The sequence below is a fragment of the Arthrobacter sp. GMC3 genome (genome assembly GCF_002929305.1).
In the GTDB taxonomy this organism is placed as follows: Bacteria; Actinomycetota; Actinomycetes; order Actinomycetales; family Micrococcaceae; genus Specibacter.
In genome coordinates, this window is record NZ_PJIO01000018.1 from 1 (window position 1) to 13831 (window position 13831).

At 63.1% G+C, this 13831-nt stretch carries 10 protein-coding genes; 4 read left to right on the plus strand and 6 right to left on the minus strand.

Annotated elements, in window-relative coordinates; all coding sequences use genetic code 11:
• Window positions 1-54: 54 nt before the first annotated feature.
• A complete protein-coding gene (gene lipB, locus CXQ94_RS19190) occupies window positions 55-780 on the minus strand; it encodes a lipoyl(octanoyl) transferase LipB (protein ID WP_104092204.1) in 726 nt (241 codons plus the stop codon).
• Between the two features lie 103 nt (window positions 781-883).
• Between lipB and CXQ94_RS19195 the strand changes: the two genes are divergently transcribed.
• Together CXQ94_RS19195 and CXQ94_RS19200 are read left to right on the plus strand one after the other, a co-directional pair.
• Window positions 884-2563, plus strand: a complete 1680-nt coding sequence (locus CXQ94_RS19195; RefSeq protein WP_104092205.1) for a serine/threonine-protein kinase — start codon at window positions 884-886, stop codon at window positions 2561-2563.
• A gap of 27 nt (window positions 2564-2590) precedes the next feature.
• Window positions 2591-6118 carry a S41 family peptidase gene (locus tag CXQ94_RS19200; RefSeq protein WP_104092206.1) on the plus strand — a complete coding sequence of 1176 codons (3528 nt, stop codon included), beginning with the start codon at window positions 2591-2593 and terminating at the stop codon, window positions 6116-6118.
• 100 nt (window positions 6119-6218) lie between these two features.
• Here CXQ94_RS19200 and CXQ94_RS19205 read toward each other — a convergent pair whose 3' ends face one another.
• Window positions 6219-6647, minus strand: a complete 429-nt coding sequence (locus tag CXQ94_RS19205) for an OsmC family peroxiredoxin (protein ID WP_104092207.1) — start codon at window positions 6645-6647, stop codon at window positions 6219-6221.
• A 105-nt stretch (window positions 6648-6752) separates the two neighbouring features.
• Here CXQ94_RS19205 and CXQ94_RS19210 point away from each other — a divergent pair, with 105 nt between their 5' ends.
• Complete coding sequence (locus CXQ94_RS19210; protein WP_104092208.1) at window positions 6753-7100, plus strand: VOC family protein; 348 nt, start codon at window positions 6753-6755, stop codon at window positions 7098-7100.
• A 90-nt stretch (window positions 7101-7190) separates the two neighbouring features.
• Here the strand turns inward: CXQ94_RS19210 and CXQ94_RS19215 are convergent, their stop codons facing one another.
• From CXQ94_RS19215 to CXQ94_RS19230, 4 genes are all read right to left on the minus strand, one after another.
• Window positions 7191-7541 (minus strand): hypothetical protein, encoded by a 351-nt coding sequence (locus tag CXQ94_RS19215; protein ID WP_104092209.1) that lies wholly within the window; start codon window positions 7539-7541, stop codon window positions 7191-7193.
• Window positions 7542-7631: 90 nt separating this feature from the next.
• Window positions 7632-9326 carry a 2-oxoglutarate dehydrogenase, E2 component, dihydrolipoamide succinyltransferase gene (sucB, locus tag CXQ94_RS19220; RefSeq protein WP_104092210.1) on the minus strand — a complete coding sequence of 565 codons (1695 nt, stop codon included), beginning with the start codon at window positions 9324-9326 and terminating at the stop codon, window positions 7632-7634.
• A gap of 128 nt (window positions 9327-9454) precedes the next feature.
• Window positions 9455-10837 carry a dihydrolipoyl dehydrogenase gene (lpdA, locus tag CXQ94_RS19225; RefSeq protein WP_104092211.1) on the minus strand — a complete coding sequence of 461 codons (1383 nt, stop codon included), beginning with the start codon at window positions 10835-10837 and terminating at the stop codon, window positions 9455-9457.
• A gap of 285 nt (window positions 10838-11122) precedes the next feature.
• Window positions 11123-12646, minus strand: coding sequence for a leucyl aminopeptidase (locus CXQ94_RS19230; protein ID WP_258067246.1), 1524 nt, complete (start codon window positions 12644-12646; stop codon window positions 11123-11125).
• A gap of 197 nt (window positions 12647-12843) precedes the next feature.
• Between CXQ94_RS19230 and CXQ94_RS19235 the strand changes: the two genes are divergently transcribed.
• Window positions 12844-13821, plus strand: a complete 978-nt coding sequence (locus tag CXQ94_RS19235; RefSeq protein ID WP_258067247.1) for a proteasome assembly chaperone family protein — start codon at window positions 12844-12846, stop codon at window positions 13819-13821.
• Window positions 13822-13831: the final 10 nt, after the last annotated feature.

Consider the following 13831-nt stretch of genomic DNA (forward strand, 5'->3'; position numbering starts at 1 on the left):
CCGCAGCATTACGCTGCTCAATCCGCAACAACTTACGACCCTCAGGCGCCAACGTCACAGCAATGCTCCATCTTCGGCATGGCGTACGGCGCCCTGCAGGATTGTTTCGTTCTCGATTCGGGAAACCGTGGGATCCACGATCAACGGGGACAAAAGGTGAGTAGTTGCAGCCCGGAGGGTTGCTATCAGGTCTGCGGGGGTGACGTCGTTACCGGTCTCCGCGGCAATGGTGGTGGTGCCGGCGTCGGTGATGCCGCAGGCGATGATCTGGGTATACGGTGCCAGATCGTTGTTGGCGTTGATGGCGATGCCGTGCATGGTCACACCGTCGTGGACGCGAATGCCGATGGCCGCAATTTTACGGGTCGGTCCCTGTGCGTCGGCCGGAAGCCAAATGCCAGCCCTGCCCTCAACACGCTCACCCTTCACGCCAAACTCGGCCAAGGTGACAATGATGATTTCTTCAAGGGCATGGACGTACTCGCGGATGCCGTGCGCGTCCTTCAACCGAACAATCGGATACATCACGAGCTGGCCCGGGCCATGCCAGGTGAGCTTTCCGCCGCGGTCAACGTTGATAACGGGCGTGCCGTCGAACGGGCGTTCATTATCTTCGGTCCGTTTTCCAGCCGTATACACGGGCGAATGTTCCAGCAGCAGCACCGTGTTCCCCGCAGCGCCGGCGACGACGGCGTCGTGGACCTTGCGTTGTTTTTCCCACGCGCTGCCATAGTCGATGAAGTTCGGTGCAAATCCGACCTCTGTGAACTCAACTGTCATGTACGCCACTTTAGGGGACGAAAGTGTGTCGCCTAAATCGCCGGCCACGACCCCTTGTGGATAACTTTGAGCAGGAAAGTCAAAATGGGTCTATCACTGTCCTATGGACACAAAAGGGGAAGGTCGGGCCGCAGCGCCCGTTATTGCCGGCTATGACGTGGTGCGATTACTGGGCAGCGGTGCTCAGGGTTCGGTGTGGTTGGTGGCGGCGCAAAACGGCGGCGCACTCCTGGCCGCAAAGTGTTTCTGGCCAGCCGCCATTGAGAGCGGTGACAGTGGTGGCCGCGACGGAGTGCTTGGACGTCGTCACAATGAAAGCGAGATCACACAAGAGTGGCGTGTTTTGGCTCAATGTGACCACGACCATCTGATCAAAGCGCACGAGGTGGTTTCCGTGGGCAGTGGTCCCGACGGCGGTGCAGCCTTGCTGATGGACTATGCGGCCGGCGGATCCGTGCGTGACATTGTCGCGGCTAGCGGACCGATCGGTGTGGGAGAGGCGGTGACCATCTTGACGCCTCTAGGGCAGGTGCTTTCCTTCTTGCACGGGCGTGGTGTAGTCCATGGTGACGTTGCTCCCGGAAACATTTTGCTAACCGCCCACGGGAAGCCCATGCTCGGGGATCTCGGCTTTGCCCGGTTGGTAGGTCAAGGCAGGCAACAGGGAGGCGGCACGCCCGGCTTTCAGTGCCCAGCTGATGAGGATCTGACGCAAGCCTCAGATGTCTTCTCCCTGGCGGCCGTGGGCTGGTTCGCGCTGACGGGGCAACCGCCGCCGCCCACCAGGGACCGCATGCCCTTGAGCATGTACGTGCCCGGCGTGCCTGCGGAGCTGACGGCGGCCTTGGAGGCGGGGCTGGATGAAAGCGCATCACACCGTCCGACGGCGGCCGCATTCGCCCAGGCCGTTTTCCGCAGCGCCCGTGCCGAACCCGTCGCCCTGGCCCAGTCCGTGCACCCGAGCGTACTGCCGGAGCTACTCACCCGCAGGGCAGTGCACCCGCATAGGCGTGGGCGTGCCCGGCCATTACCTCGCGGACTTTCCTGGGCCCGGATGCGAAGAAGCGATTATGCAGGTGGTCGTGGACACTTTGGCCGGGCTCATGGGCGCAAGACGATGGTGATTGCGGGGCTTCTTGCTGCTGCTGTTTTGGTTGCGGGATTTGGTGGCTGGCGATTACGGGGAGGGAATGCAGCGGTGGCACCGGTCACCGCGGGTACGGGGAGTGGTCAGCCCATTGCGTCAACGTCGACTCCATCGACGTTGACGCCGCAGGCTTCCCCGGAGCCATCGTCCACGGTGAATGCTGTGACATCGCTGGGGCGGGTGGCTGTCATGGTGCCCGCCGGAGTTCGTGCCGAGATGCTCTCGCACGATCCGGTGGCAGCGTTGACCGCGCTGGCATGGGTTCGCACCTACGCACTTTCCAGCGCCAATTTCACTTTGCTGGAGGCTGTCAACGCTGCAGGATCTCCCGCTTCGCAGGCGGACGCTGCCCTAGCCCGGGCACTTAAAGAATCGGGTCACAGCTATGCGGGGCTGACAACACACGTGGTCGACGCAGCCGTAGCTGCCACGCGGTTGGCTGCTGAAGGCGGCGAAGATCCCAGCGCTACAGCCGCCGTGCGTGCCACGGTCACAACTAGTCCCTTCGCGGAACAGGACGCCCAAGGGGCCGTGGTTCACCAGCAAGAGAAGGAACTGCGCCAGGAATTGGACATCGTGCTGATGCTCGTCAACGCGCGCTGGGTAATTCAGGAGATCCTCCCACTCTCCGGATAATTCAGTTGCAGTGGCTAAGATACGTAAATGACCTCCTCGAGCTATTTCCGGTACCCGCATGTTCACCAAGATCTGCTCACTTTCGTGGCCCAGGACGATGTCTGGGTGGCGCCACTGGCAGGCGGCCGTGCCTGGCGCTTGTCTGCGGAAATGTCCCCGCCGCGCAACCCGCGCTTCACGCCAGATGGAAGCCATGTGGTCTGGTCTGTGACGCGGGGTGCCGCCCCCGAAGTGGTGACGGCACCGGTCGACGGCGGGGAGGTACGCCAGCTGACGTACTGGGGGCACGCCTCTACGAAGGTCAAGGGCTTCACCCCCGAAGGCAAAGTGGTGGTGACAAGTGCCTTCGAACAGCCGGATTCGCGCCTGACGTGGGCCTACGCTGTCGGACTGGACGATGCGCAACGCAGCCTGCTCGCCTACGGGCCGGTGGACAATATGGCCTTTGGTCCCGTGGTTGGTGACGAGCGCCCCATGGTGCTCTCCTCCGCGCTCTCACGGGAACCGGCCGCCTGGAAGCGGTACAGGGGCGGTACCGCCGGGAAGCTGTGGATTGACAGCGACGGCTCGGGAGAGTTCAGCCGCCTGCTTCCCGAGCTCGACGGCAATCTCTGCGACCCCCTATGGGTGTCCGGGCGCATTGCGTTCCTCTCCGACCATGAGGGTCATGGCAACCTCTATTCGGTGCAAGCAGATGGCTCCGGGCTGCGCCGGCATACAGACTTTGAGGGGTTCTATGTCAGGCACGCAAGCACCGACGGTACCCGGATAGTTTTTGAATCGGCGGGGAATCTCTTCAGTATGGCCAGCCTTGATGACGAGGCCGTGCAAATTCCGCTCACTCTGGGGGCGGCAGCATCCGCGCGGACCCCAAAATTGCTCACTATTGGGGACCATCTCAACGAGGTGGTCCCCAGCCTGGACGGGCGCGCCAGCGTGGTCCAGGCCCACGGAACCGTTCACTGGCTCACGCACCGTGACGGTCCGGCGCGCGTCCTTGCTGCGGAACCCGGCGTGCGGGCCAGGCTCGCCCGCCCCCTGGACGCCGCCCACGTCTTTTACATCGCCGACAACGGTGGCGAAGCCGCCCTGTACATTCGCAGCGTGGCCGGCGCCGGTGACCAGGGCACAGGCCCCGACCTGGCTGAGGGTGCGCCGGTGCCAGAGGAGGGGCCAGCAGGCACGGACGGGGAAGAGGTTACTGCCCTGCCCCGGCCGGTTTCGGCGCAGGCCGTCAACGCCGACACCTTCCGTGAGCCGGCTTCACCAGCCATCACCCCGGCTGCGGGCCCGGACGCCCCAGCGCTCGAGGCAGAAGTGGAAAGCTCGAAACCGAGCAGGCCCGCCGATGATGTGCAGGAAATTCGCCGCATCGAATTCCCCGCCCGAACCCGCGCGGCCGAGGCCGTGGCCAGCCCTGACGGGGCCATGATCGCGGTGGGCACCGAGTTCGGTGAAGTCTATTTGATTGATGTTCACAGCGGTGCCATAGAACTGCTTGCCACTTCGGCCCTGGGCGCCGTAGAGGAACTGGCATTCAGCCCGGACTCGGCCTGGCTGGCCTGGAGTGAACCCCTGGATCCGGAAGGTAGGCATGCCAAGCTCCGGATGGCGGCCGTCACCGCACCAGCGGAACCGGGGGAGCGCATTGTCGAACTGACCGACGGTAGGTTCGCGGACCGCAGCCCCGAATTCACCCGCGACGGGAAATACCTCGCGTTCTTGTCCCGGCGCAGTTTCGACCCTGTCTACGACACGCAATCCTTTGACCTGAGCTTCCCTGTCTCCACGAAACCGTTTCTCATAGCGCTGGCGGCCACCACGCCGTCGCCATTCGGACCGGCGGTGGAGGGTGCGCCTCATCCGGGATCTGCCAAGACGAAAGCGCCATCGTCGGCTCAGGACGTCGAAGCCAAGGCCCCGGCGAAAGTGACGGTGGATGTGGCCGGTTTGCCTGCCCGCATCATTGCCGTTCCCGTTCCCCAAGACCAGTACGTTCAGCTATCGGTGGTTGACGGGGGGCTGCTGTGGCGCGTGGAGCGATCCCGGGGCGCCACTGGCGACGGCCTGGGCAAGCCCACGGACAAGCCAGCCCCCGCAAGTCTTGACTACTTTGATTTTGCCACCGGTGTGGTGTCACGCATCGTGGAGGAAATCGACAGTTTCCGGGTCAGCGCGGACGGAAACTGGCTAGTCACCCTTCGCGACGGCCGGGTTAAGGTGCTGCCGGCGTCCGTCCGCTCGGTGGATGAAGCTACTGAGGCCGGAACGGACGTGGATCTGGAGCGGATCATGGTCAGACTAGACCCGGGGAAGGTCTGGGGTCAGGCTTTCGACGAGGCCTGGCGCTTGCAACGAGACTTCTTCTACACCCCTGATATGGCGGGGACCGACTGGGATGCTGTGCACGCCCGCTACCGCCCCCTCGTTGAGCGCCTGGGTAGCCATGACGATCTGGTCGATTTGTTGTGGGAAATGCACGGCGAGCTGGGAACCTCTCATGCCTATGTGACCCCGGCTCCTGTGACGGAGGATGGTGCCGGCTCGCAGGGGTACCTGGGTGCCGTGTTTGAGACAACGGAGCAGGGGTTCGTCATCAAGGAAATCCTTGCCGGAGAGTCCTCGGACCCGCAAGCATTTTCCCCGCTTGAAGCTCCGGGCGTTGCCGGACAGGTCGGCGAAGTTCTGGAAGCTGTCAACGGCGTACCTGTGCCGGCACAAGGCCCGGCAGTGTTGTTGGCAGGAACGGCTGGGAAAATTATCGAGCTGACCTTGCGTAGCGCCACGGCCAGCCAGCCCGACGGCGAGGGGCAGCCGGGCACTCGCCGCAGGGTCGCCGTCGTGCCCCTGAAAAGCGAGGAGCAGCTGCGCTACCAGCAATGGGTGGCCAGGAATCGGGCCACGGTCCGCCAAGCCTCGCAGGGCGCTTTTGGGTACCTCCACGTCCCCGACATGATGCCGCGAGGCTGGGCACAACTGCACCGGGACCTGGACACCGAAACGGCCGCCGACGCCCTGGTCATTGATGTCCGGCGCAATCGAGGCGGCCACACCTCACAGCTGGTGGCGGAGGTTATCAGCCGCAGGATGGACGCCTGGTGCCTTTCCCGCGGGCACGGGCCGGAGATCTACCCGTCGCAGGCTTTGCGCGGACCTGTGGTCATCCTCACCGACGAATTTGCCGGGTCCGACGGCGACATCATTACGGCCGTCGCGAAACTGCGGGGGATCGGACCCGTGGTGGGTATGCGCACCTGGGGCGGTGTGGTGGGGATCGACGGAAAATTCACCCTGGCCGACGGCACCGGTGTGACGCAGCCGCGCTACGCCTTCTGGTTCCGTGACGGGCAGGGTTTTCATGTGGAAAACTACGGGGTGGACCCGGATATCACGGTTCCGTTCCCGCCGCACGACTACCTGGCCGGCAACGATCCGCAACTGGAAGCGGCCATCGGTGTTCTGCTGGAAATGCGCGCCGAAATTCCTACGGTGCAACCGCCGGAACTGGCTGGCTACCGCAACGTAGCCCCGGCACCACTGCCGCCCCGCCCATAAAACGTGCCGAACATAGATATGGCCGCTTCCCGGAAAGGGAAGCGGCCATATCCGTATCGCGGGCCCACACAAAACCGTAAGTGGTGGGAGCGGACGGGGATTAAGCGTCGAGCGTGGCGTCCAGGGTGATGGTGACTCCGGCGAGTGCTGCCGAGACCGGGCAGCCGGCCTTGGCGCCTTCGGCAAAAGCGGTGAAGTCTTCCTGGCCCATGCCGGGGATCCTGGCGGCCAGGGTCAGGTGGCTGCCGGTGATGCCGGTGCCGGGGACGAAGGTGACTGCGGCCGAGGTGTTGACGTAGTCCGCAGCAATTCCTGCCTCGCCCAGGGCGTGCGTGAACGCCATGGCAAAGCAAGACGAGTGAGCTGCTGCGATGAGTTCCTCGGGGCTGGTCTTGCCTTCGGCTGCTTCTGCGCGTGCCTTCCAGGTGATGTCGAACGAGCCGACGCCCGAGCTGTCAAGGGAAACCTTGCCGGCGCCTGTGGGAAGGTCGCCAACCCAGCCTGCGTGGGCGTTACGGATGGTAGCCATGTTTACTCCTTATGAAGAATCAGATTTCTGCAGCCACAAAGGCAACAGCATGCACATCCACCTTATGCCGTGGAATGCTGCCGTGGTACGGATTACACTGTCGGCATGGTTAAGCTCTCCTCAATTGTCATCAACACCGCAAATCCCGCCAAGCTTCTCACGTTTTGGACGGCGTTCCTGGATACCGAGGTGCTGGCCTCCGGCAGTGGTTTCCATTGGCTGTCATTGGGTGAGGGGCAGCCGCGTCTGGCCATCCAGGAGGTGCCTGATCCCACCGAGGGGCGGCGCCGGCTGCACCTGGACTTTGCCGCCGGGGACTTGGTGGCGGAGGTGGCGCGGGCGGTTTCGCTGGGGGCATCACGCGTTGCGGAACACTCCATTGAGGACTTTAGCTGGATTGTTCTGGCGGATCCGGACGGCAACGAATTCTGCATCGCCCCTGACCATGGTTAGCAGTTAAAACAGCAAAGGCGCTTTCCTTGCTTGAACGTGGCTGGGAAACCATGTGCAGGCTAAGGAAAGCGCCGCCGAGCTAGGAAAAGGTTAGCTCCAAAGGGTGGCAACACCGATGTTGATCAGTGCCATGCCGCCAACTGCGTGTGCAATGCCTGTGGGAACAGCTTCACCCTTGGAGGCCTTGCGGTAGCCGATGATGGCCGGTACCAGGACGGCGATGGCAATGATGACCTTGACGGTGATCTTGATGTAGTTCACATCGGCGTGCTGGGCGCCGAGGATGCCTACCAGGGCCAAGCCGGTGACGAGCTGGGCAATGGCGCCCCACAGCTGGATGGGGAGGATGGTGGGCTTCTTGAAGGTGGCGAACCAGCCGCCGACGATCGCGGCTGCGCCGAGGATGTGCAGGAATACCAGGATGCTGGTTACTAAAGTCATGTTGCCAGCTTAGCGACAAAGTGTCCGCAAAACACCAATGGGTCGCCTTCCTGTGAGGAAGACGACCCATTGGTCACTGCAAGGCGGGGATTAGAGCCCCAAATCAGCCTCAAACGCGCCATCTTCTAGGCGGGCCTTCAAGGTCTGCACGAAGCGGCCGGCGTCCGCGCCGTCCACCAGGCGGTGGTCGTACGTCAGGCACAGGTACATCATGTGGCGGATGGCGATGGTGTCGTCACCGTCAGCATCAGCAACAACCACTGCGCGCTTGACGATCGCGCCGGTGCCCAGGATGGCAACGTTGGGCTGGTTGATGATGGGGGTGTCGAACAGGGCGCCAACGGAGCCGATGTTCGTGATGGAGAACGTGCCGCCGGAGAGCTCGTCCGGACCGATCTTGCCGCTGCGGGTGCGTGAGGCAACATCGGCAATCTTGCCGGCCAGGCCGGCAAGGTTCAGATCGCCGGCGTTGGAGATGACAGGAACCAGCAGGCCCTTGTCCGTGTCCACTGCAATGGCGAGATGCTCGGCGTTGTGGTAGGTGATTTCCTGAGTTTCCTCGTTGTATTCACCGTTGACCTTGGGGTGCTGCTTGAGCGCCTCGGTCACCGCCTTGGCAATGAACGGCAGGAACGTCAACTTGGTACCGTTGACGGCCTGGAACGGTCCCTTGGCCTGGTTGCGCAGCTTGACGATGCGCGTCATGTCGATCTCGTGCACCTGGGTGAGCTGCGTGGAAGTTTCCAGCGACTCGCGCATGCGACGGGCAATGACCTGGCGGATCCGGGGAGCCTTGACCGTGGTGCCGCGCAATGAAGACGGTACGACGGCGGGGGCAGACTTTGCTGCCGGCGCTGCGGCGGCTGCCGGGGCAGCAGCTGCCTTGGCAGCATCAGCGGCGGCGACGACGTCCTGCTTGCGGATACGACCGCCAACGCCGGAACCGGTCACGGTGGTGATGTCAACACCGTGCTGGTTGGCGAGCTTGCGCACCAACGGGGTCACGTAGCTGGACTCTGCACCAGCGGCGGGAGCGGCGACGGGTGCAGCTGCTGCGGGAGCTGCTACAGGCGCCGGAGCGGCCGGGGCGGCAACAGGTGCGGCGGGCGCAGCAACCGGGGCGGGAGCTGCAACCGGAGCAGCAGGAGCAGCAACGGGAGCGGCCGGAGCGGCAACCGGAGCAGCGGCGCCGGAGCCGATCAGGGCCAAGATGCCACCCACTTCAGCGGTCTCGTCCTCGGGTACGCGGATTTCCAGCAAGGTGCCAGCCACGGGGGAGGGGATCTCGGTGTCAACCTTGTCGGTGGAGACCTCCAGCAGGGGCTCGTCAATCTCGACGGTCTCGCCAACGGCCTTCAACCAACGCGTAACGGTGCCTTCGGTGACGCTCTCGCCCAGGGCGGGGAGCTTAACTTCGAAGGTGTCGCCGGCCGGGGCGGCCGCGGCGGGAGCCTGGACAGGCTCGGCAACCGGGGCGGCTTCGACAACCGGAGCTGCTGCAACGACGGGAGCGGCTTCTGCAACCGGTGCGGCTTCAGCGGCGCCGTCGCCGGAACCGATGATGGCCAGCGTTGCGCCGACCTCGGCGGTCTCGTCTTCGGGAACCAAAATCTGTTCCAGGATGCCGGCAAACGGCGACGGGATTTCGGTGTCAACCTTGTCGGTGGAAACCTCCAGCAGGGGCTCGTCCACTTCTACGCGGTCGCCGATAGCCTTCAGCCATCGCGTGACGGTTCCTTCGGTGACGCTTTCACCCAATGCGGGCAAGTTCACGGATTCAGACATTTCGTCCCCGTTCTCCTTTTTGTGCAGTGCATTTCAGTGCACCAGACATGAAATTCATGAGTAATGATGATGTGTATTTGAGCTTAGTGCACCCGGTGCGGGCACCGGGTGCACTAAGAAAAGTGTTACTAGCCGTGGAGTGGGCGGCCGGCCAGTGCCATGGCCGCTTCCCCGAGGGCTTCATTCTGTGTGGGGTGTGCGTGGATCAGGCCGGCAACATCTTCCGGGTAGGCTTCCCAGTTCACGATGAGCTGTGCTTCACCGATCTGCTCGCCGACGCGGGTGCCGATCATGTGCACACCAACTACGGGGCCGTCCTTTTCACGGACGAACTTGATGATGCCGCCGGTGCCCAGGATGGCGCTCTTGCCGTTGCCGGCAAGGTTGTACTCCGTGGACTCAACGTTGGCGTCGCCGAACTTTTCCTTGGCCTGCTTCTCGTTCAAGCCAACCGAAGCGATCTCAGGGTCGCAGAAGGTGACCTTGGGAACGTTGATGTCCTCGACCACTACCGGGTTCAAGCCGGCGATTTCTTCGGCTACGAAGATGCCCTGCTGGAATCCGCGGTGGGCCAGCTGCACGCCCGGGACAATGTCGCCCACGGCGTAGATGTTGCCGACACCGGTGTGCAGGCGGTCGTTGGTGATGACGAATCCGCGGTCAATGGTGACGCCGGCTTCTTCAAAGCCGAGTCCGGCAGTGGAGGGGCCGCGGCCGACGGCGACGAGCATGAGGTCTGCCTCGAACGTCTTGCCATCAACCAAAGTGGCCTTGACGCCGTCGGCGGTCTGCTCAACGCCCTGGAAGAAGGTTCCGGTGTTGAACTTGATGCCGCGCTTGCGGAAGGTTCGCTCAAGAACCTTGATGATGGCGGCGTCCTCGTTGGGGACCAGCGAAGCCATGCCTTCAATGATGGTGACATCGACGCCGAAGGACTTCCAGACGGAAGCGAATTCCACGCCAATGACGCCGCCGCCGAGAACGATCACGCTCTTGGGGACGTAGTCCATGGTCAGGGCCTGGTCGGAGGTGATGACCTTGCCGCCAATTTCCAGCCCGGGCAGGCTGCGGGAGTAAGAACCCGTGGCCAAGATGATGTTCTTGCCCGTGTAGTTGACACCGTTGACGGTGATGGTGTTCGCCGCGGTGAGCTTGCCTTCACCTTCAATAACGGTGATGCCCTTGCCCTTGATGAGTCCCTGCAGACCCTTGTACTTGCCGGCGATGATGCCGTCCTTGTACGCGTTGACCGCGACCATGTCGATGGACTTCAGCTCAACGTTGACACCAACCTTGGCGCCTTCGCGGGCGTGGTCGGCAACTTCTGCGGCGTGCAGAAGAGCCTTGGTGGGGATACAGCCGTTGTGCAGGCAGGTGCCGCCCAGCTTGTTCTTCTCCACCAGCCCAACGGTCTTACCCAACTGGATGGCACGCAATGCTGCGGCGTAACCGCCACTGCCACCACCGAGAATCAGGATGTCGAATTCTTGCCCAGCTGCCTGATCGGCCACTTAGACGCTCCCTCGCGTTTGGGTGGCGCACGTTCTCGTGCGCCATCTCATCAATTGTTGTGGCAGGACGCCCACTGGTTGAGCCAACGTCCTGACATGAAAAAAGACAAATACTTTCAGCATTCACCTTAGCGGTCGCTGCATCCATGCTCCACCTCCGACCTGTCACAGTAAAGGCGTTTGTGTTCATAGTCACTATGCCCTTGGTCACCGGCGCCTGCACCGACTGGGGGTCGAAGCGGGCGCCGGGCCAAGGGCATAGTGCAGAACTGGGTAGGGAATCTCCTACAGGCTGCGGGCCACCACATCTTCGATGTAAGTCACCAGGGTGCGCACGGCCATGCCAGTGCCCTGCTTGGGGGTGTAGCCGTAGGGGGCACTCTCGTTGAAGGCCGGTCCGGCGATGTCCAGGTGGGCCCACGGGATGGTTTCGCCATCCTTACCCTTACCGATGAACTCCTGCAAGAACACGGCGGCGGTCATCATGCCACCCATGCGTTCGCCAATGTTGGCCATATCGGCCACGGGCGAATCCAGGGAGGGGCGCAGTTCTTCCGGCAGCGGCATGGGCCAGACAAGTTCCCCGGCACGGTCCGCAGCAGCCTTCAAGGCCGCGCTGACGCCGTCGTCGCCCATGACACCGGCGGTGCGGTGACCCAGGGCCACCACCTGGGCTCCGGTCAAGGTGGCGACGTCAATGATGACGTCGGGGAATTCCTGCGAGGCGGCAACCAGGCCGTCAGCCATGACCAGACGGCCCTCGGCGTCGGTGTTCAGGACCTCAACGGTCTTACCGCCGAAGATCGTCAGTACATCCGAGGGGCGGATGGCCGTGCCCGAGGGCATATTTTCGGCAATGCACAGCCAACCCGTGACGTTAACGGGGAGTCCCAGCTCGGCAGCGGCGAGCACGGTGTTCAGGACGGCGGCAGCGCCGGCCATATCGCACTTCATGGTGACCATGCCAGCGCCGGGCTTGATGGAAATTCCGCCCGAGTCAAAGGTGATGCCCTTGCCCACGAGGGCGAGATCGGCCACTGACTTATCGGACTTGTACTCCAGCTTGACCATGCGCGGCGGGCGAGAGGAGCCCTGACCGACGCCCATGATGCCGCCGTAGCCGTCCTTGAGCAGGCGCTTCTCGTCCATGATGGTGACCTTGACCGGCAGGCCCTTGGCCAGTTCCTTGGCGGCGTCGGCAAACGTAGACGGGTACAGCACGCTCGGGGGTTCGTTGACCAGGGTGCGGGTTGCGTTAACAGCCTTCGCCACGACGGAGGCGCGCTCCAGGGCCGCGGCCAGTGTGGGGTCCTTGGCCAGGGAAGAATGGATGGTGACTTTCGCCACGGGATCCTTCTTGCCTGCCGTGCTCGAATGCAGGCTGGCGTACTGGTAGGCGCCCAGGGCGGCACCTTCGGCGATGGCAGAAACCTGGCCCACCGTCGTCGTCGGCAATGCCAAGACAACGTGCTTGAGCCCGGAGAGCTGGCGGATCGCGGATCCGGCGGCGCGGCGCAGGGATTCCTGGGTGATTTCGGTGCCTGAGAGCTTGCCGACGCCGGCCAAGACCAAAACCTTGGCTCCGGTGTCGGGCAGCCCGGGGAGGCGGATGAGCTGATCTGCGGCACCGCTGACGCCCAGAGCCGAAAGGGAGGCTTCCAGGGATACGACGGCGCTGGCGGACAGCGGGGAATCGAGGATGACGGGTCCGTCGGCACCCTTGCCGACGCCGATGACAAGCGCGTCAGCGGTGACCTTTTTCAGGTCCGTGCTGATGACGTTGAAGGAAATGTTCTTGCTCGCACTCACTGTGGATGTGTCCTCACGATAGGTGGTGTTGTTTGTGTCACTCGCAATCGATCGTAGTCTCATACGTGGCGCCGTGCGTACCTAGCAGCCGTAGCGGACCATGCCTGAAGAGGTTGAGAAACAAACTGTGCGTGCCCGGGATGATTCCGGGCATCTGCGGTGTTGTGCACAGCAGAGACGTAAGCTTGAGGAAGATTATGAATAACATCGCGTACACCCCATTCCAAGAACCCGAATCCCTCTATGCACTCAATGAGGTGTTGCTGGAGGCCGAGGACCTGCGTGGGCTGAACCTGCTGATGTCCTTCACGGGCTTCGCCGATGCTGGCCACGTGGTGTCACAGATTTCGGCGGAACTTACCGACACCCTGGCGGCCGAGCCGGTTGCGGTGTTCGACATTGACCAGCTCATTGACTACCGCTCCCGGCGGCCCCGGATGACCTTCACCGAAGATCACCTCAGCGACTACAAGGCGCCTTCACTGGTGCTGTACCGCATGATTGACGCGTTGGGGAAGCCATTCCTGTACCTGGTGGGCAGCGAACCGGACCTCCAGTGGGAACGCTTCACCCTTGCCGTGTTGGGCTTAGTGGAACGCCTTGACGTGAATTTGACCGCGTGGGCTCACTCGGTCCCGATGCCGGTGCCGCACACGCGCCCCATCGGTGCCACCGTCCATGGCAATCGGCCCGAGCTCATCGACGGAATTTCTGCCTGGAAAACCACGCTGGAAATTCCCTCGGCTATGGGTCACCTGTTGGAGTACCGTTTGGCGGCCAAGGGGCGCAACGTGGTGGGCTATGCCATCCATGTGCCGCATTACCTGGCCGACGCCGAATACCCGCCAGCCGCCGTCGCCGGCCTGGAATACCTGGGTGCCGCAGCCGCCTTGATGCTTCCCAGCGAACGGCTGCGTGAGGCTGGCCGTACCGTGGAACGCCAAATCACCGAACAGGTGGAAGGTTCCGCCGAGGTAGCAGCCGTAGTGGCGAATCTGGAAAAACAGTACGACGAGCATAGCGACGGAACCGCCCGCCGGTCCCTGCTGACAGGCGACGGGGATGAACTGCCCGACGCCGACGAGCTCGGTGCCGCCGTCGAAGCGTACCTGGCCAGCCGGGACTCCGGGCCCGCCGGGGGCCCTAGTGATGGTGCCGATCCGCACCAGGGGTAATGCGGGCATA